Here is a 16,199-nt window from a genome sequence, read left to right as displayed (position 1 = left end):
CGTGACCGCGGAGTGCTAGTCGACGTCGTGCCCCGCAGGTGGGGACGACCTTTGCGAAGGGCAGCGTATGAGCACGCCGAACGACCCGCCACCTCGGAGTGGGCCGCGCCGCGACCGGACCCCCGCCCAGGGACCCCGCCGGCTACGGCGCCGGACCCGCTGGACGGCACGCGCTACCGCCGCAGGGTCCGCCGCCTCAGGGAATGCCGGCCCAAGGAATGCCGCGGCAGGGGATGCCGCCGCAAGGTCCTCCCCCGCAGGGTCGCCGTCCGCAGGGTCCGCCCCCACAGGGAATGGCGCCGCAGGGGATGCCTCCGCAGGGGCCGCCCCAACCGGGAGTGGCACCGCAGGGGATGCATCCGCAGCCGACCGTCGCCCCGCCGCGACCCACGCAGGCGTTGCCCCCGCAGCAGGCCTACGCTCCGCCGCCGGAGCCGCTGGGCGCGCCGGTGGGAGAGCCGTCGAACTACTCGTACTCCTCGGAGTCTCCGGATTCCTCGCGTTCCGGCGGGCGCCGGGGCCTCTGGCTCACGCTGGCCGCGGCCCTGGTGGTGCTCGCCGGTGCGGTCGCGCTGTCGGCGTTCGTGTGGCCGGGTTGGGTCGACAAGACGCTGTCGCAGACCGCGGTGCAGGACGGCGTGCAGAACGTCCTCACCAACAAGGATGCGGCGCAGGGCTACGGACTCGACAAAGTGTCCGATGTGAGCTGCCCGTCGGGCAAGAAGGCCAAGACCGGCGAGACCTTCACCTGCCAGGTGAAGGTCGACGACAAGAACATGCGCGTGACGGTCACGGTGACCGACGACGACGGCACCTACGAGGTCTCCGAGCCGTCGGAATAGTCAGGCGCCCGGAATAGTCAGGCGCCCGGGGTAGTCCTCAACCGGGGGTAGTCACCAGCCGAGGGCGGTGCGCAGCCGCCCGACGGTGGCGTCGAGGCCGAGTTCGGCGACGAGGGCGTCCAGGCCGGCCGCGTCGTCGGGAGCCGCTGGCAGCGCGTCGCTGCCGCGGCTGAACTCGATCGGCGCGTCGGTGCGCACGGCCACCACGGTCCGGGCGGCCTGGAGGTAGTCGGCGGCCTGCTCCAGCGCGGCGCCGATGCGCGGCGCGATCGGCGACTTCTCTTGCCGCGCAACGGCTTCTACCTCGTCGAGGGTGCCGTAGGTGGTGATCAGCTTGGCCGCGGTCTTGTCGCCGATGCCCTTGACGCCGGGCAGCCCGTCGGACGGGTCGCCGCGCATCATGGACATCTCGGCGTAGGCCAGCCCCGCCCGTTCGACGGGCAGCGCGTACTTTGCGGCGACCTCGGCCGGGCCCATCAGTTCGGCCTTCGCCAGCCCGCGGCCCACGTACAGGACGCGCACGTCGACGGGTGCGTCGTCGACCAGCTGCAGCAGGTCGCGGTCCCCGGTCACCACCAGGACGTCGTCCACGGCCTCATCGAAGGCGAGGGTGCCGATCACGTCGTCGGCTTCGCAGTCGTCGGCGGCCGCGGTCTCCAGGCCGAGGCAGCGCAGGAGCTCGAGAATCATGTCGACCTGCGGGGTCAAGGTCTCCGGAACCTCTTCGGCGAGACCGTCGCCGCCCTCGGCGACGCGGTGCTGCTTGTAGGAGGGGATCAGCGCCGTCCGGAAGGCGGGGCGCCAGTTGCGGTCCAGGCACACCACCAGGCGGGTGGGTTCGTGCGTGGTGACCAGCGCGGCGATGGTGTCGCCGAAGCCGCGGACGGCGTTCACCGGGCGCCCGTCCGGCGCGGTCATCTTCTCCGGCAGCGCGAAGAAGGAGCGGAACCAGAGACTGGCGCCGTCGAGCAGCATCACCTTTCCCATGCGCTCACTGTTCCACATCGGGGGCGTCGTCGGTCGCTAGGCTGGCGGGCATGGCTGCCCATTCCGCGTCCTCGGCCCGCTTCGATTCCTCCGTCTACGCCGCGCGCCTGGCGCGCGCGGCGCAGCTCACCGGAGAGGCGGGGCTCGACGCGCTCGTCGTGGGCACGGGTCCGGACCTGCGCTACCTGACGGGCGTGCAGGCGGACACCTTCGAGCGGCTCACCGCGCTGGTGATTCCGGCGAGCGGCGCGGCCTCGCTGGTGACGGCGCGGCTGGAGTTGGCCTCCCTGCGGGATTCCGCGGTGTCCGAGCTCGGCCTCGCGGTCCGGGACTGGGTGGACGGGGAGGACCCGTACGCGCTGGCGCTGGACGGGCTGGGGCCGGAGGCGCGCCTGGCGGTGTCGGATGCGCTGCCCGCCCTGCACCTGATCCCGTTGGCCGAGCGCGTCAGCCCGCCGGTGCGGTTGGCCACGGCCGTGCTGCGTGAGCTGCGAATGATCAAGGACGACGCCGAGCTGGCACAGTTGCGGACCGCCGGCGCCGCGATCGACCGCGTGCACGCCCGGATGGGCGAGTGGCTGCGGCCCGGCCGCACCGAGGCCGCAGTGGCCGCCGACATCACCGCCGCGATCCTCGCCGAGGGGCACACCGAGGCGGCGTTCGTCATCGTCGGGTCCGGGCCCAACGGCGCCGACCCGCACCACGAGCAGTCCAATCGCCTGATCCTGGCCGAGGACATCGTGGTGATCGACATCGGCGGACCGGTCGGCGTCGGCTACAACTCCGACTGCACGCGCACCTACTGCTTCGGTGCACCGGCGCCGGACATCGCCGATGCCTACGCCGCGTTGGAGCGGGCGCAGGCCGCGTCGGTGGTGGCGGCCGTTCCGGGGGCCACGGCCGAGAGCGTCGACGCCGCCGGCCGGTCGGTGTTGGCGCAGGCCGGTCTGGCCGACTACTTCATCCATCGCACCGGGCACGGGATCGGCCTGTCGGTGCACGAGGAGCCGTACATCGTGGCCGGCAACACCGAGGTGTTGCGGCCGGGCATGGTGTTCTCGGTGGAGCCGGGCGTGTACCTGCCGGGCCGCTGGGGTGCGCGCATCGAGGACATCGTGATCCTCACCGAGAACGGTCCCGAGCCGGTCAACAAGCAGCCGCACGGGCTGACCGTCCTCTGACCGGCGCGGCCCGGGTTCAGTCGAACATGTCCGCCGAGCCCATCGCGCGGGCGATGTCCACTTCGATCACCACGCGCTGCGGGTTGGGCGACGGTTCGCGGTAGCGGGCGCCGTAGCGGCGTTCGGCGTCGCGGATCTGCTCCGGTTCGCGGCGGATCCGGGCCGGGCCCTCCAGGGTGAGCCAACGCGGTCCGACCACGTGGGTCAGCGCGGCGTGGCCGCCGCGTTCGATGTTGCGGACCTTCTGGCTGCCGTCGAACGTGATGACCCGGGCCTTGCCCTCCTCCTCGTCGAAGGTGAAGCCGACCGCGACTACGTGCGGGGAGCCGTCCGGGCGGAGGGTCGCGAGGGACGCCAGGTGGTATTCGGTGAGCAGTTCGCGGGCCTGTGGGCTGAGATCGTCGACGGAGCGCGCCATACGCCGACTGTAGTGCCCCGTGACACTGGCGGCCTGCGGGGGCGAGCCATGCATCGGTGGGATACTGCACCGATGGGAACGATCGTGGTCTTCGGCGGACGCAGTGAGATCGGAGTGGCCACCGCGGTGCGGCTGGCCGCGGGCAAGCGGGTGGTGCTGGCCGCTCGTCGGCCCGACGACCTGGCCGCCGAGACGGCCGCGCTGACCGCGGCCGGCGCCGCCGAGGTGGTGACAGTCGGGTTCGACGCCGACGACGTCGCCGCGCACGGCGACCTGGTGGCCTCGCTGTTCGCCGACTACGGGCCGATCGAGACGGCGGTGGTGGCGTTCGGCATCCTCGGCGACGCCGCCCGCGCGGAAACCGATGTGGCGCACGCCCTGCAGATCGCGCACACCGACTACTACGCGCAGATCAGTGTGATCACGGTGCTGGCCAACGCTTTTCGGGCGCAGGGCAGCGGCACCATCATCGTCTTCTCGTCGGTCGCCGGGGTGCGGGTGCGGCGGGCCAATTACGTGTACGGCTCCACCAAGGCCGGCTTGGACGGCTTCGCGAGCGGCCTGGCCGACGCCCTGCACGGCTCCGGTGTGCACCTGCTGCTGACACGCCCCGGTTTCGTGATCGGCAACATGACCCGCGAACTGATGGCCGCCGGTACCACGCCCGCACCGATGTCGGTGACCGCCGACCAGGTGGCCGACGCCGTGGTCACGGCGTACCGCAAGGGGCGCGGGGAAGTGTGGATCCCGGGTCGGCTGCGGCCGGTCTTCTTCGGCATGCGGCTGCTGCCGCGCGCGATCTGGCGGCGGCTCCCGCGCTGAGCCTGCTGCGTGGAGGCTAGTTCCGGTGCTGGATCCAGGGTGAGTTGGCGTCGAAGCTGAAGCCCTGCGGGGCGAGGACGCGCACCACGGTCTCGGCGACGCCCTCGGTGAGGTCGGCGATGAGCAGTTCGCGGTCGATGGTGATGATGAGCGGTGCGCCGATCGCGGCGGCGAACTCGGCCTGCCGCGCGGTGAGCCGGCCGTCCGCGGTCACGGCACCGAGCAGCACCCGGCCGTCGTCCTGGTCGAACCAGCCCACCCGCGGCGCCGGGCGCGTCTGCGACGGCGGTGCGGTTCGGTCCCCGTCGGCGTCGTCGGTTGCGGGGGCGTCGCTGCGAGCAGCGTCGAGCAGGGCCGCGGCCAATTCCGCCAGATCGACGACCCGCCCGGTCCGCTGTCCGCCGACGACCAGTTCGGCGGTCGTTTCGCCGTCCCGTACGCCCGCGATGTCGGGGGCGTGGGCCAGCACGTCACCGCGGCCGTCGTCGAGCCCGAACCAGAAGTCGTCGGGTAGGTCCAGCGTCCAGGCCGCCGAGCGCAGGCTCGCGCCGAGCCGGTCGGCGATCGCCCACAGCTCGTCGGTGCCGCCGATCCGTCCGGACAGCGGCGAGACCATCACCTGCCGGATGTCGGCGCCGACGGAATGCTCGGCCAGTCCGTTCTCGGCGAGCCGGTCGGAGAGGACAGCACGATGCTCGGCCGCGACCCCGCGCAGCTGCAGGCCGGCCCGTCCAGTGTGCACGAGGTGGCCGTCGCCCCACTCGGCGGCCGCGCCGGCGAGCGCGGCGAGTTGATCGGCGCTGATGCGCCCACCCGGCAGACTCACGTGCACGAGATGATCACCCGATCGACTCATGCCTTCAGCCTAGGCGCGCACCGTGCGCGACCGAACTCGCCGCGTTCGCCCGCGGCCCTCACTATGGAATTCTCAAACAACACATCGCGCCGGGAACCGCTCCCGACACTGCATTCAGATACGTTCTAGATCTCGGTGGATACGAGAGTTGTTGGCGGACAGCACCTGTGGTGCTGCTGGGACTTCAGATCGTGAAACAGGCGTCGCAAGTGCAGGGGTCAGGCCGCACCCGGCAATAACGTCAGCGTGCGTCGCGCATTCGAAGGGATCGGCTCCCGGAAACGTTTCGGGTGCTCCGGGTCGGCCGGTGGCACGAACCAGGGATGGCGGTCGTGCCCGATGAACACTTCCCATCCGCCGTGGTGGATCAGGGAGTGATGTCGACGGCAGAGGAGCACACCGTTGTCGAGGCAGGTCTGCCCGCCGTGCTCCCAGTGGTCGACGTGGTGGCCGTCGCACCACGACGGCGGCGCACCGCAGCCGGGGAACGCGCACCCGCGGTCGCGCAGCACGAGCGCCTTCCGTATCCCCGGAGTGAACAGTCGCTTCTCGCGCCCCACGTTCAAGGGCACGCCATTGTCGTCGAGCAGGGCGATCGCCACCGATGCCTCGCACATGATCAGCTCGGCAGTCCGCGCGGAGATCGGTCCGCCGAATCCCAACCACGGCACCGGGGTATCAGCAACGGCGAACGGAATCGAAATCGTCTGCCCCGCAACCGAACCGAGCACCTGTCCGTTCATCACCACCGCGGCAGGCACCGACAGCGTGACGTGCGGCAGCACGCCGCCGGATTCCGGGCGTTCGGAGTGCGCCAGGTAGGTGCGCACCACCTGGGTCATCGCGTCGGCTCGTCGTCGCTTAGCGGTGCGCTTGTCGTTCGAGCCGTCCGGCTCCGGCACCGGTCGCGTCAGCGGATCGAGTGCCGCGAACAGTTCCTCGGCCGCCACGGTATCCAGATCGATCGTGACGGCGACGCGCCCGTCGTCGGTGCGATCCATCGTCATCTCGTTCAAGTCATCGCGCTCGGCAACAGGTACCTGACCTTCGGCGACCTCGACCGGTGCCAACTTGATCGCCCACGCGCGGGCCTTCTCCTTCACTCGCGCGGGAGTGGTCTGGACCATCAGCGAGTGCACCACCCGTGCACGGTCCTCGTCGGAGAGATCGACGACGCGGCCTTCCACGTGGCCCATGCCGGTGACAACGGCGTCACCCTTCTCCGCTGACACCGCACCGTCGCGGATCCCGCGCGTCACCGCGCGCAGGCCTTCATCGGCGATCGCCCATCCGATCCGGACCGCACGGTGCGCGACCGCCGGGGCCGCGCCGAGTTCGGTCACGATCGCCGCGGCTGACCGCACGTGCTTGCGGGCCGGCAGTCCGCTGCGCTCGATGGCGGCGCAGGCGGCGGCGAGGGAGTAGTCGACCACGTTGCGCAGTCGTAGCAGCGCGGCGGTGACTGCGAGGAGTTCGCGGTCGTCGTCCACCGACCGCGCCCGGGCTAAGAAGCGCGCGAGATTGTCGACGGTGTCGTCGTTGTCGGTGACCTCGTCGTTGTCGGTGACATCGTCGACTATGAAGTCGGCGAGTTCGGTCAAGCCTGCTGCGTCCACGCGGGACACCTCCGGTCAGGAGAACGGGTACAGCGGTCGAACCGGTCGAGCTGTCCGACGGTCGGTCAGAGCAGCCACTCGATTCGCTGGACGGGCAGAGGTATCCGCATCGTCTAAATCCAAGTTACACCTCATATTAAGATAGCACAACAGTTCGTCGAAACTTTTTTCGAACAATTTCTGTAGGCCTCCTACCAGCGAAAAAGGCCCCACCCGAACTCCGTGGCGGAGTGGGTGGGGCCTGTTCTGCAGGATCAGCCGGGACTAGCGCGGCGACGCCGGGGGGAGAGGCGGGACGTCTACGTAGATGGTGCCGTCGGGGTTGCGGATGGTCGTGTCGACCACGACGCCTTCCGCGCGGCCCTCGTCGACCACCACGCCGTCCACATAGCCGCCTCCGCCGAAACCGCGGGCGCCCGGCGCGGCGCCCTGGGGCGTCATGCCGATGAGCGTCACGCGCTCGGCGAACAGGTTGGCGCGGCGCGTGGCGGCGGCGGTGACCACCGGACGCAGGCGGCGTCGTACCGGTCCGGCGAGCAGGATCAGCCCGAGCAGCGTGGAGACCACGCCGGGAACGATCGTCAGGACGGCGGCGCCGGCGAACAGCGCCGAATCGGTCAGTGCACCGCCGGGGGTGGTCTGCTCGGCGCGCGAGGTGCGCGCGGCGGTGAAGATCTCGCGGAAGCGTCGTCCGAGCACGGCGACGCCGATCGCCGAGGCGGCGACCGTGATGATGATGGCCCAGTCCCAGCCGAGGAAGTGCACCATCGCCCAGAAGGCGGCGATCTCGACCGCCAGGTACCCGAGGAAAATCCAGGGCTTCATGTTCCGACCTTCCCGCGCCGAAGGGCGCGTGTCATGGCTTCTTACCCCCTCAACGTACGAGAGCCCGATTTTGCTCCCGAAACGGGAGAGAAATGTTTCTCACCGGCGGGTGAGGCGGCCCACCTCGCCGGTTCTGCGACAATGGCCGGGTGACTACGCAGCTCCTGCTCGGCGGCATCGTCTATTCCTCTCCCGCGGTTCCCGACGCGACCGCGCTGGCCATCACCGACGGCATCGTCGTGTGGGTGGGCAGCGACGACGTCGGCCGCGCCCTGCACCCGGATGCGGAGGTGGTGGATCTGCAGGGTCGGTTCGTGAGCCCCGGCTTCGTCGACTCGCATGTGCACCTCACCGACACCGGACTGGCGCTCGGTGGACTCGACCTCTCGGGGGTGCGCAGTCGCACCGAATGCCTGCGCGAACTGGCCACCTACCTGGCCGCGCACGCCGACGACGAGTCGGTCGACGGCGTGATCTGGGGGATGGGCTGGGACGCCTCGGCCTGGGTCGACGCCGGGCCGGGCGAGGACGAAGCGCCCAGCACCGACGACCTCGATGCCGTGGTGGGACCGCGCGCGGTGTACCTGGCGCGCATCGACGAGCACTCGGCCGCCGCCTCCTCCGCCTTGCGCGAGCTGATGCCCGGGCTGGCCGACGAGAACGGCTACGACCCGCAGGCGCCGCTGGTCGCCGAGGCGCACCACCGGGTGCGCGGTGTGGCGCGCAGCCTCATCACCCCGGCGGCGCGGCGCGCGGCGCAGCTGCGGGCCCTCGATCATGCGGCCGCGCACGGCATCGTCGCGGTGCACGAGAACGGCGGCCCGGACATCAGCGGGATCGACGACTTCCGCTCGCTCGCCGACCTGGACCATCCCGTCCTGGTGCGTCGGTACTGGGGCCAGGCGGTGACCACCGCCGACGAGGCGCGCGCGGTGATCGCCGAGACCGGCGCCCACGCCATCGGCGGCGACCTGTTCATCGACGGTGCGCTCGGCTCGCACACCGCACTGCTGGCCGAGCCGTACACCGACGACCCGGACACCAGCGGGGTGTCGTACTTGGAGCTCGACGAGGTCCGCGCCCATCTGCGCGCCACCACCGAGGCGGGCATTCAGGCCGGATTCCACGTGATCGGCGACCGCGCCGCCCAGATGGTGGCGACGGCCATGGCCGAGATCGCCGACGAACTCGGCACCCCGGCACTGGCCGACTGCGTCCACCGGCTGGAGCACGCCGAGATGGTGACCGCGGAGCAGGCCGAACTGTTCGGCCGCTGCGGCGCGGTAGCCAGCATGCAGCCGCTCTTCGATGCCGCCTGGGGCGGTCCCGGTCAGCTGTACGACCAGCGATTGGGGGACCGCGCCCCCGCCCTGAACAACTTCGCCGCGCTCGCGAAAGCCGGTATGACGCTGGCCTTCTCCAGCGATGCGCCGGTCTGCCCGATCGATCCGTGGTCCACCGTGCGCGCCGCCGCGCACCCGCACAACCCGGCCAACGCCATCTCCCCGCGCGCCGCTTTCGCGGCCGCCACGCGCGGCGGCTGGCGGGCCGGCGGCGTGAACGACGGAGTCACCGGAACCCTGGTGCCGGGTGCGCCCGCGCACTATGCGGTGTGGGAGATCGACGAGCTGGTGGTGGCCGCCGCGAACGCGGGTGTGCAGCGCTGGTCCACCGATCCGCGCTCGCGGGTGCCCGCGCTGCCCGACGTGGCCCCCGGCACCCGGCTGCCACAGTGCGTGATGACCGCCGTCGCCGGCGAAGTGATCTACTCCCGAGACGAGCGTTGACCCGGGAAACCCTGCTGCGGCTGGTCGCCGCGGCGGTCGGCGGCGGACTGCTCTATCTGGCGTTCCCGCCGTCCGGGCTGTGGCTGCTGACGCCGGTGGCACTGGGGCTGCTGTACGCGTGCCTGGCGGTGCGTCGCCCGCGCGCGGCGATCGGCGCCCTCGTCGGCGGTGTGTTCGGGCTGGCCTTCTTCGTCCCGCTGCTGCCGTGGGTCGGCGAGTTCGTCGGCGCGCTGCCCTGGTTGGCGCTGTCGGTGGTGATGGCGCTGTACCTCGCCCTGTTCGGCGCGATGGCGACCGTCACCATGCGGCTGCCCGCCGCGCCGCTCTGGTTCGCCGCCTGCTGGGTGGCCGTCGAATGGTTGCGGTCGTCCTTCCCGTTCGGCGGATTCCCTTGGGGTGCAGCGGCATTCAGCCAGACCGACGGCTTCTTCCTGCCGGTGGCCCGTTGGTTCGGTGTGCCCGGACTCTCCTTCGGCCTCGCCCTGGTCGGTGCCGGGGTGGCCGCGCTGGTCATCGCGTTCGCCGACCGCGGACGGCACACGGTGACCGCGGGACTGGCCGCCGCCTGCCTGCTGGCCCCGCTCGCGGTCGCCGGCCTCGCGGTGGCGACGGCACCGTCGCCCGAAGGCGGCGAGACCGTGCGCGTGGTGGCCGTCCAGGGCAATGTGCCGCGCCTGGGGCTGGACTTCAACGCGCAGCGTCGCGCGGTGCTCGACAACCACTACCGGGAGACCCTGCGTCTGGCCGAGGACGTGGCGGCCGGGCGGCGCGCGAAGCCCGACCTGATCCTGTGGCCGGAGAACGCCTCGGACATCTCCCCGCTGGACAACCCGGACGCCGCGCGCCTGATTCAGAGCGCCGTCAGCGTGACCGGCGTGCCGATCGTGTTCGGCACCCTGCTGTTCGGTCCGGGCGGTCGGCCCACCAATACGGTGCTGGTCTGGGAGACCGAGAACGGGCTGGCCGAGCCGGAGCCGTCGGCCCGCTACGACAAACACATCATCCAGCCGTTCGGCGAGTACCTGCCGTGGCGAGACTTCTTCGCGATGTTCTCGTCGTATGCCGACCGCGCGGGAGATTTCCGTCCCGGCACCGGCAGTGCGGCGGTACCGGTGCACACGGGCGGAAGCACCGTGATGCTCGGCGTCTCCACCTGCTGGGAGGTGGCTTTCGACCGCTCTCCGCGGCAGGCCGTGAACGATGGCGCCCAGCTGCTGTTCGTACCCACCAACAATGCGACCTTCGGCGACACCGACATGACCTACCAGCAGCTGGCCATGTCGCAGGTGCGTGCCGTGGAGACCGGTCGGTCGGTGGCCGTGGCGGCCACCAGCGGCGTCAGCGCCCTGATCGCACCGAACGGCGAGGTGCTGACACACAGCGAGATCTTCACCCCGGCGTTGCTCGAAGCCGACCTGCCGCTACGCTCCGGACAGACCCTGGCCGTGTGGCTGGGACCCGGGCTGCAATGGCTGGTGGTGCTGTGCGCGGTGTGCGGGTTTTTGTACGCGCTGGTCCGAGCGACTAGGTTCGATGCGTTCGGCCGGAGGTCGGCTGAGCAGGTGAACGATGCAGTAGTAGAAGACGAGGGGACACCATGACGGGCAGTCAGCACGGACGCGACGAGGTCGTCGGGCCGCAGGGCGCCGGCGGTCTGGTGGTGATCCCCACCTTCAACGAGCGGGACAACCTGCCGCGCATCGTCGAGCGACTCCTGAACGCGCTCAGCGACATCCACGTCCTGGTGGTCGACGACTCCAGCCCGGACGGTACCGGCCAGATCGCCGAGGGCCTGGCCGCGGCCGACGAGGCCGGCCGCATCCACGTGATGCACCGCACCGTGAAGGACGGCCTGGGCAAGGCGTACCTGGCCGGTTTCGCGTGGGGCCTGGAGCGGGACTACCCGGTCATCATCGAGATGGATGCCGACGGCAGCCACGCACCCGAGCAGCTGCACCGCCTGTTGGCCGGCATCAACGAGGGCGCCGACCTGGTGATCGGCTCCCGCTATGTGCCCGGCGGCGAACTGGTGAACTGGCCCAAGCGTCGCGAGGTGCTCTCCAAGGGCGCCAACACCTACGCCCGCATGGCGCTGGGATCGTCGATCAAGGACATCACGGCCGGCTACCGCGCCTACCGCGCGCCCGTGCTGCGGGCCATCGGACTCGACGAGGTCGATTCGGCGGGTTACTGCTTCCAGATCGACCTGGCCTGGCGCACCCTCCGGCACGGCTTCACCGTGCGCGAGGTGCCGATCACCTTCACCGAACGCGAGATCGGCGAGTCCAAGATGGACGGCGGCGTGATCCTCGAGTCGTTCCTGAACGTGGCCCGCTGGGGCTGGCAGGGCCGCACCGCGCGCTTCCGCTCCTGAACCGACACAACGGAACTGCTACAAGGCGAATGCCCCCACTGCGAACAGTGGGGGCATTCGTGGTCTGCGGGGGAGGGCTAGACGACGCCTCCGCCGCGGCGGCGGCTGCGCAGCAGGTCCAGACGCTCGGTGAGCAGAACGTCGAGTTCCTCTTCGGAGCGACGCTCCAGCAGCATGTCCCAGTGGGTGCGCGGCGGCTTGCCCTTCTTCTCCTCCGGCTCGGCGCCTTCGAGGATGGTGCCCTCCATACCGTTCTTGCACGGCCACTTCGACGGCACCTCGGCGTCGTCGGCGAACGGAATGTCGAAGATCTCGCCGTTGTCGGTGCGGTACTGCACGATCCGGCGGGGTGCGAGGTCGTGGTCGCGGTCGGTCTCGTAGCTCACCGCGCCGAGACGGCTCCCGCGGAGTACTCGATCAGCCATGTAGCTCTGCTCCTCACAAATAAACGGTCAACGGAACCATCTTACGCGGCGCGCACGCATCCGGCACCCGGGTGGCGTCCCGCATCGACCGAGCGCGCACGGTAGCCTGTTCGACGTGTCCGAATCCGCTACCCATCCCGCGCGCAACGCGTGCACCTGGTGTGGCCGCGAGATCGTGGAGTCCGAACGCGGCCGGCGGCGCAAGTACTGCAAGCGGTCGTGTCGGCAGCGCGCCTACGAGCAGCGCTCGTTGACCGAGGGTACGTCGATCTCCTCCGACTCGCTGATCCTGTCCCCGGACGAATTGACGTCGCTGGGCGACCGGCTCTTCGCGCTGCGGTGCGCGGTGGAGGATCTCGACACGGCGATCGCCGAGGGCGAGGACCGGAACGAACTGCTCGAGCTGTCGCGGAACCTGGTGGTGCAGGCGAAGGAAGCCGAGCGTCTGCGATGATCCTGCGGGTCTTCGGCCTGTCGCTGCTGATCACCGTCGCCGCGCTCGTGGCCGCTTTCCTCTACGGCGGGTGGAACGGGCTGTTCATCTGCGTGATCCTCGGCATCCTCGAGATCTCGCTGTCCTTCGACAACGCGGTGATGAACGCGACCATCCTGGAACGGATGAGCGCCTTCTGGCAGAAGATGTTCCTCACCGTCGGCATCCTCATCGCCGTCTTCGGCATGCGGATCCTGTTCCCGCTGGTCATCGTGTGGGCCACCGCTGGTCTCAATCCGGGGCAGGCGCTGGACCTGGCGTTGAATCCGCCGAACCCGGAGACCCCGGATAATCCGAGCTACGAGACGATCATGCTGGAGGCGCACCCGCAGATCGCGGCGCTCGGCGGCATGTTCCTGCTCCTGATCTTCCTGGACTATGCGTTCGACTCGGACCGGCGGTTCTGGGGACGCATGGTCGAGCCCGGCTTGGCCCGGCTGGGACGCATCAACAACGCCTCGGTGATCGTGGCGCTCGCCGTGCTGCTGGCGGGATCGATGGCGGTGGACGGCGACGAACGCGCGACGGTGCTCACCGCCGGGCTGGTCGGCATGATCGGCTATCTGGCAATCTCCGGGCTGACCGCGCTGTTCGACACCAGCGAGGTGGGCCGTGAGGCGGCCGCCGCTGCCGAACTCGCCGGCGACGGTCGGGGTCGTCCGGAACCGGTGCTACTGGTCGGCAAGGCGGCGTTCATGCTGTTCCTGTACCTGGAGATGCTGGATGCCTCGTTCTCGTTCGACGGCGTGGTCGGTGCCTTCGCCATCACGTCCGATCCGATTCTGATCGCGCTCGGCCTCGGCTTCATCGGTGCGATGTTCGTCCGCTCCATGACCGTGTACCTGGTGCGGGCGGGCACGCTGGCGCAGTACCGCTACCTGGAGAACGGGGCCCACTGGGCGATCGGCGCGCTTGCCGCGATTCTGCTCGTGAGCCTGGCCGTCGAGGTCAGCGAAGTGGTGTCCGGACTGGTCGGCATCGGGTTCATCGGTGCGGCGCTCTTCTCCAGCGTGCGCGCCAATCGGGCTGAGCGGCACGCCGCCCACTAGACTCGGCGAGGTGAACGCGTTGCCGGAGCCGTACGACGAGGACGCGCAGCAGCTGTCGCCGCTGCAGCGCGCCGGCGGGCTGTTGGAATGGACCGATGCGAGTGCGCCGCTGGTGCGCGCGGCGCAGTTCGCGCGGCGGCTGGCGCCGCCGGAGCGGGTCGCCGGGGGAGCATCGACGACCTTGGACCGGCTCGCACGCGCCATCGGCGACGTGAACGCCGAGCGGCCGAGCGCGGTGCGCGAACTCGGTCTGGGTGCGGTGCAGGTGTGGCAGGCCATGAGTCGGCGGCACCGGCCGGACTCCACCGCGCCGATTCCGGTGACGATCCTGTTCACCGACCTCGTCGACTTCTCCCGGTGGGCGCTGCGCGTGGGCGACGACCAGGTGCTCGAACTCCTGCGCGCCGTGAACGACGTGTCCGAACGGGTGATCCTCGACCGCGGCGGCCAGGTGGTGAAGACGCTCGGCGACGGCATGATGGCGGTCTTCGCCGACGGGCGGCAGGCGATCGAAGCCGCGCACGAGGCGACCGTCGCGGTCAGCGCCCTCGTGGTCGACGACTATCGGCCCGCTCTGCGCGCCGGCGTGCACACGGGCGCTCCGCGCGCCGTGGGGGACGACTTCCTGGGCGTGGACGTGAACATCGCCGCCCGCGTCTGCGCCGCGGCGGGGCCGGGCGAGGTCTTCGCCAGCGAGCCGACCCTGGAGCTGGCCGGCACCGACGGCTACTCGATTCGCCGCCGCCGCTTCCGCGCCAAGGGCGTGCCGAAAGAGCTCAAGGTCTTCCGGGTGGTGCCCCGCTACGACGCCGACGAGTTCGCAGGCCGATGACCTCGGGCTTCGACGACGACGACCTCGAGGCCTACTACGCGATGATCGAGGGGCGCACCGCCGCCCGCAATCGGCCGCGGCGTCGTCGCGAGAAACCGGTGGTCTACGTGGAGCCGACCTGTCCGACTCCGGAGAAGATCGCCTATCCGACCCTGGCCGCGGTGACCGGAGCGATACTCGCGATCTCGTCCGCACCGCGCGCTTCGCCGTCCCTGCGCTGTTACGAATGCTCCTGCGGCGCCTGGCATCTCACGCGCTCGCAACGCTGGTAAGACGACGACGACCCCCGACCGAATGCGGTCGGGGGTCGTCGTGGTTCAGTGCGGTTCAGCCGCGGCGCTGGCTGCCGCCGAGTACGGCGACCGGCGTGTGGGCGACCTGCAGGTGCAATCGTTGGGCCGAACTCAGATTCCAGCGTGCGTTCAGGCGGCGCATCTGGCCGCGGACTCTGGAAGTCAGATCGGGACTGGTGCGGTACGGCATGTGTCCTCCTCCTTGGATCGGTTAACGTACATCCATTTGTAACCGACCGTACAGCTCAAGTCAAGTTTCGTTGCCCGCGTGTTCACCTTTCGTTCACTTTGAGAAGCGGCCCGACCAGGAGAAATATGGCTCAGCTCACCAGTTTGGCGAGTTGCTGGATCTCCTCGACGGATCCGGGTGTCACCAGCATGGTGGACACGCCTGCGGCTTCCCAGACCTTGATCTGCTCGCGCACGTGGGCCTCGTCGCCGATGATCGCGGAGTCGTCGACCACGGCATCCGGGATGATCTGCGCGGCCTCGTCCTTGCGGCCGGCGCGGAACAGCGCGGTCACCTCGTCGACCACCTCGGCGTGGCCCATGCGGCGGTACACCTCGGCGTGGAAGTTGGTGTCCTCGCTGCCCATGCCGCCCATGTACAGGGCCAGGAAGGGCTTGATCGCGGCGTACGCGGAGGCGGGATCGTCGGTGAGGACGATCTGCGCGGTGGCACAGATCTCGAAGGTCTCGCGGGTCCGTCGTGCGCCGGGACGTGCGAAGCCTTCGTCGAGCCATTCGTTGTAGGTGTCGGCCAGGCGCGGGGTGTAGAACAGCGGCAGCCAGCCGTCGGCGATCTCGGCGGCCAGGGCGATGTTCTTGGGGCCTTCGGCGCCGAGGAAGATCGGCAGGTCGGCGCGCAGCGGGTGCACGATCGGCTTGAGCGGCTTGCCCAGGCCGGTGGCGTTCGCGCCGGTGTAGGGCAGCGGGTAGTGCGGGCCGTCGTTGGTGACCGGTTCCTGACGAGCCCACACCTTGCGCATGATGTCGACGTATTCGCGGGTCCGAGCCAGCGGCTTGGCGAACGGCTGGCCGTACCAGCCCTCCACCACCTGGGGCCCGGACACGCCGAGTCCGACGATGTGCCGACCGCCGGACAGGTGATCGAGGGTGAGGGCGGCCATCGCGCACGCGGTGGGGGTGCGCGCGGACATCTGGATCACCGAGGTGCCCAAGCGCACCCGGTCGGTGCGGCTGCCCCACCATGAGAGCGGCACGTAGGCATCCGAGCCCCAGGCTTCGGCGGTGAACACCGTGTCGAAGCCGAACGTCTCCGCGGCGTCGACCAGTTCGGCGTGATGGTGGGCGGGCTGTGCGCCCCAATATCCAAGCTGCAGACCGAGTTTCATGATCTCAATCTACAAGTGCGTCGATGCGAACGGGCCCGGCTTCC

At 70.2% G+C, this 16,199-nt stretch carries 18 protein-coding genes; 10 read left to right on the top strand and 8 right to left on the bottom strand.

Annotated features, from left to right (window positions below; translation table 11 throughout):
- Positions 1-353: 353 nt before the first annotated feature.
- Entirely contained in the window at positions 354-842 is a 489-nt protein-coding gene (locus tag MUG78_RS14955) for a DUF4333 domain-containing protein (RefSeq protein WP_246996108.1), read from the top strand.
- Between the two features lie 51 nt (positions 843-893).
- On the opposite strand, the gene MUG78_RS14950 is transcribed toward MUG78_RS14955, so the two are convergent.
- Positions 894-1,829 (bottom strand): 5'-3' exonuclease, encoded by a 936-nt coding sequence (locus MUG78_RS14950; protein ID WP_246996105.1) that lies wholly within the window; start codon positions 1,827-1,829, stop codon positions 894-896.
- Positions 1,830-1,879: 50 nt separating this feature from the next.
- Here MUG78_RS14950 and MUG78_RS14945 point away from each other — a divergent pair, with 50 nt between their 5' ends.
- A complete protein-coding gene (locus MUG78_RS14945) occupies positions 1,880-3,010 on the top strand; it encodes a M24 family metallopeptidase (protein WP_246996102.1) in 1,131 nt (376 codons plus the stop codon).
- Positions 3,011-3,026: 16 nt separating this feature from the next.
- Here the strand turns inward: MUG78_RS14945 and MUG78_RS14940 are convergent, their stop codons facing one another.
- Entirely contained in the window at positions 3,027-3,428 is a 402-nt protein-coding gene (locus MUG78_RS14940; protein ID WP_246996100.1) for a pyridoxamine 5'-phosphate oxidase family protein, read from the bottom strand.
- A gap of 72 nt (positions 3,429-3,500) precedes the next feature.
- On the opposite strand from MUG78_RS14940, the gene dprE2 reads away from it, so the two are divergent.
- On the top strand, positions 3,501-4,250 hold the full coding sequence (gene dprE2 / locus MUG78_RS14935) for a decaprenylphospho-beta-D-erythro-pentofuranosid-2-ulose 2-reductase (RefSeq protein ID WP_246996098.1): 750 nt from the start codon (positions 3,501-3,503) through the stop codon (positions 4,248-4,250).
- Between the two features lie 16 nt (positions 4,251-4,266).
- On the opposite strand, the gene MUG78_RS14930 is transcribed toward dprE2, so the two are convergent.
- The 3 genes from MUG78_RS14930 to MUG78_RS14920 form a co-directional block, all read right to left on the bottom strand.
- Entirely contained in the window at positions 4,267-5,106 is an 840-nt protein-coding gene (locus MUG78_RS14930; RefSeq protein WP_246996095.1) for a ferredoxin-like domain-containing protein, read from the bottom strand.
- A gap of 218 nt (positions 5,107-5,324) precedes the next feature.
- Positions 5,325-6,722 carry an HNH endonuclease signature motif containing protein gene (locus MUG78_RS14925; RefSeq protein ID WP_246996093.1) on the bottom strand — a complete coding sequence of 466 codons (1,398 nt, stop codon included), beginning with the start codon at positions 6,720-6,722 and terminating at the stop codon, positions 5,325-5,327.
- Positions 6,723-6,986: 264 nt separating this feature from the next.
- A complete protein-coding gene (locus MUG78_RS14920) occupies positions 6,987-7,547 on the bottom strand; it encodes an FxsA family protein (RefSeq protein WP_246996090.1) in 561 nt (186 codons plus the stop codon).
- A 149-nt stretch (positions 7,548-7,696) separates the two neighbouring features.
- Between MUG78_RS14920 and MUG78_RS14915 the strand changes: the two genes are divergently transcribed.
- Genes MUG78_RS14915 through MUG78_RS14905 form a run of 3 tightly spaced genes read left to right on the top strand, consistent with a single transcriptional unit; the run spans position 7,697 to position 11,708 of the window.
- Complete coding sequence (locus tag MUG78_RS14915) at positions 7,697-9,334, top strand: amidohydrolase (protein ID WP_246996088.1); 1,638 nt, start codon at positions 7,697-7,699, stop codon at positions 9,332-9,334.
- On the top strand, positions 9,331-10,935 hold the full coding sequence (gene lnt, locus MUG78_RS14910) for an apolipoprotein N-acyltransferase (RefSeq protein WP_246996086.1): 1,605 nt from the start codon (positions 9,331-9,333) through the stop codon (positions 10,933-10,935). The genes MUG78_RS14915 and lnt overlap by 4 nt, the downstream gene beginning before the upstream one ends.
- Positions 10,932-11,708, top strand: a complete 777-nt coding sequence (locus tag MUG78_RS14905; RefSeq protein ID WP_246996084.1) for a polyprenol monophosphomannose synthase — start codon at positions 10,932-10,934, stop codon at positions 11,706-11,708. The genes lnt and MUG78_RS14905 overlap by 4 nt, the downstream gene beginning before the upstream one ends.
- A gap of 77 nt (positions 11,709-11,785) precedes the next feature.
- Here the strand turns inward: MUG78_RS14905 and MUG78_RS14900 are convergent, their stop codons facing one another.
- Entirely contained in the window at positions 11,786-12,133 is a 348-nt protein-coding gene (locus tag MUG78_RS14900; RefSeq protein WP_246996082.1) for an RNA polymerase-binding protein RbpA, read from the bottom strand.
- A 115-nt stretch (positions 12,134-12,248) separates the two neighbouring features.
- On the opposite strand from MUG78_RS14900, the gene MUG78_RS14895 reads away from it, so the two are divergent.
- The 4 genes from MUG78_RS14895 to MUG78_RS14880 are packed head-to-tail and all read left to right on the top strand — an operon-like array spanning position 12,249 to position 14,779.
- Entirely contained in the window at positions 12,249-12,587 is a 339-nt protein-coding gene (locus MUG78_RS14895; protein WP_246996080.1) for a hypothetical protein, read from the top strand.
- On the top strand, positions 12,584-13,675 hold the full coding sequence (locus tag MUG78_RS14890; protein ID WP_246996077.1) for a DUF475 domain-containing protein: 1,092 nt from the start codon (positions 12,584-12,586) through the stop codon (positions 13,673-13,675). The genes MUG78_RS14895 and MUG78_RS14890 overlap by 4 nt, the downstream gene beginning before the upstream one ends.
- 10 nt (positions 13,676-13,685) lie before the next feature.
- Entirely contained in the window at positions 13,686-14,507 is an 822-nt protein-coding gene (locus MUG78_RS14885; RefSeq protein ID WP_246996075.1) for an adenylate/guanylate cyclase domain-containing protein, read from the top strand.
- Positions 14,504-14,779 (top strand): hypothetical protein, encoded by a 276-nt coding sequence (locus MUG78_RS14880; protein ID WP_246996073.1) that lies wholly within the window; start codon positions 14,504-14,506, stop codon positions 14,777-14,779. The genes MUG78_RS14885 and MUG78_RS14880 overlap by 4 nt, the downstream gene beginning before the upstream one ends.
- 55 nt (positions 14,780-14,834) lie before the next feature.
- On the opposite strand, the gene MUG78_RS14875 is transcribed toward MUG78_RS14880, so the two are convergent.
- Together MUG78_RS14875 and MUG78_RS14870 are read right to left on the bottom strand one after the other, a co-directional pair.
- Positions 14,835-14,990 (bottom strand): hypothetical protein, encoded by a 156-nt coding sequence (locus tag MUG78_RS14875; protein ID WP_246996071.1) that lies wholly within the window; start codon positions 14,988-14,990, stop codon positions 14,835-14,837.
- 130 nt (positions 14,991-15,120) lie between these two features.
- Entirely contained in the window at positions 15,121-16,155 is a 1,035-nt protein-coding gene (locus MUG78_RS14870) for an LLM class F420-dependent oxidoreductase (protein WP_246996069.1), read from the bottom strand.
- Between the last annotated feature and the right edge of the window lie 44 nt (positions 16,156-16,199).

This window comes from Gordonia alkaliphila, from assembly GCF_023017165.1.
Lineage (GTDB): Bacteria > Actinomycetota > Actinomycetes > Mycobacteriales > Mycobacteriaceae > Gordonia > Gordonia alkaliphila.
The sequence above is the reverse complement of the archived record's forward strand: the minus strand, read 5'-3'. Positions and strand labels throughout refer to the sequence as shown.

Bases quoted from the DNA above. Each gene is read 5' to 3' on its own strand.
- MUG78_RS14950 (WP_246996105.1), bottom strand. From the start codon at position 1,829: ATGGGAAAGGTGATGCTGCTCGACGGCGCCAGTCTCTGGTTCCGCTCC.
- dprE2 (WP_246996098.1), top strand. From the start codon at position 3,501: ATGGGAACGATCGTGGTCTTCGGCGGACGCAGTGAGATCGGAGTGGCC.
- MUG78_RS14890 (WP_246996077.1), top strand. From the start codon at position 12,584: ATGATCCTGCGGGTCTTCGGCCTGTCGCTGCTGATCACCGTCGCCGCG.
- MUG78_RS14920 (WP_246996090.1), bottom strand. From the start codon at position 7,547: ATGAAGCCCTGGATTTTCCTCGGGTACCTGGCGGTCGAGATCGCCGCC.
- MUG78_RS14905 (WP_246996084.1), top strand. From the start codon at position 10,932: ATGACGGGCAGTCAGCACGGACGCGACGAGGTCGTCGGGCCGCAGGGC.
- MUG78_RS14945 (WP_246996102.1), top strand. From the start codon at position 1,880: ATGGCTGCCCATTCCGCGTCCTCGGCCCGCTTCGATTCCTCCGTCTAC.
- MUG78_RS14955 (WP_246996108.1), top strand. From the start codon at position 354: ATGCATCCGCAGCCGACCGTCGCCCCGCCGCGACCCACGCAGGCGTTG.
- MUG78_RS14930 (WP_246996095.1), bottom strand. From the start codon at position 5,106: ATGAGTCGATCGGGTGATCATCTCGTGCACGTGAGTCTGCCGGGTGGG.
- MUG78_RS14900 (WP_246996082.1), bottom strand. From the start codon at position 12,133: ATGGCTGATCGAGTACTCCGCGGGAGCCGTCTCGGCGCGGTGAGCTAC.
- MUG78_RS14870 (WP_246996069.1), bottom strand. From the start codon at position 16,155: ATGAAACTCGGTCTGCAGCTTGGATATTGGGGCGCACAGCCCGCCCAC.
- MUG78_RS14875 (WP_246996071.1), bottom strand. From the start codon at position 14,990: ATGCCGTACCGCACCAGTCCCGATCTGACTTCCAGAGTCCGCGGCCAG.
- MUG78_RS14880 (WP_246996073.1), top strand. From the start codon at position 14,504: ATGACCTCGGGCTTCGACGACGACGACCTCGAGGCCTACTACGCGATG.
- MUG78_RS14940 (WP_246996100.1), bottom strand. From the start codon at position 3,428: ATGGCGCGCTCCGTCGACGATCTCAGCCCACAGGCCCGCGAACTGCTC.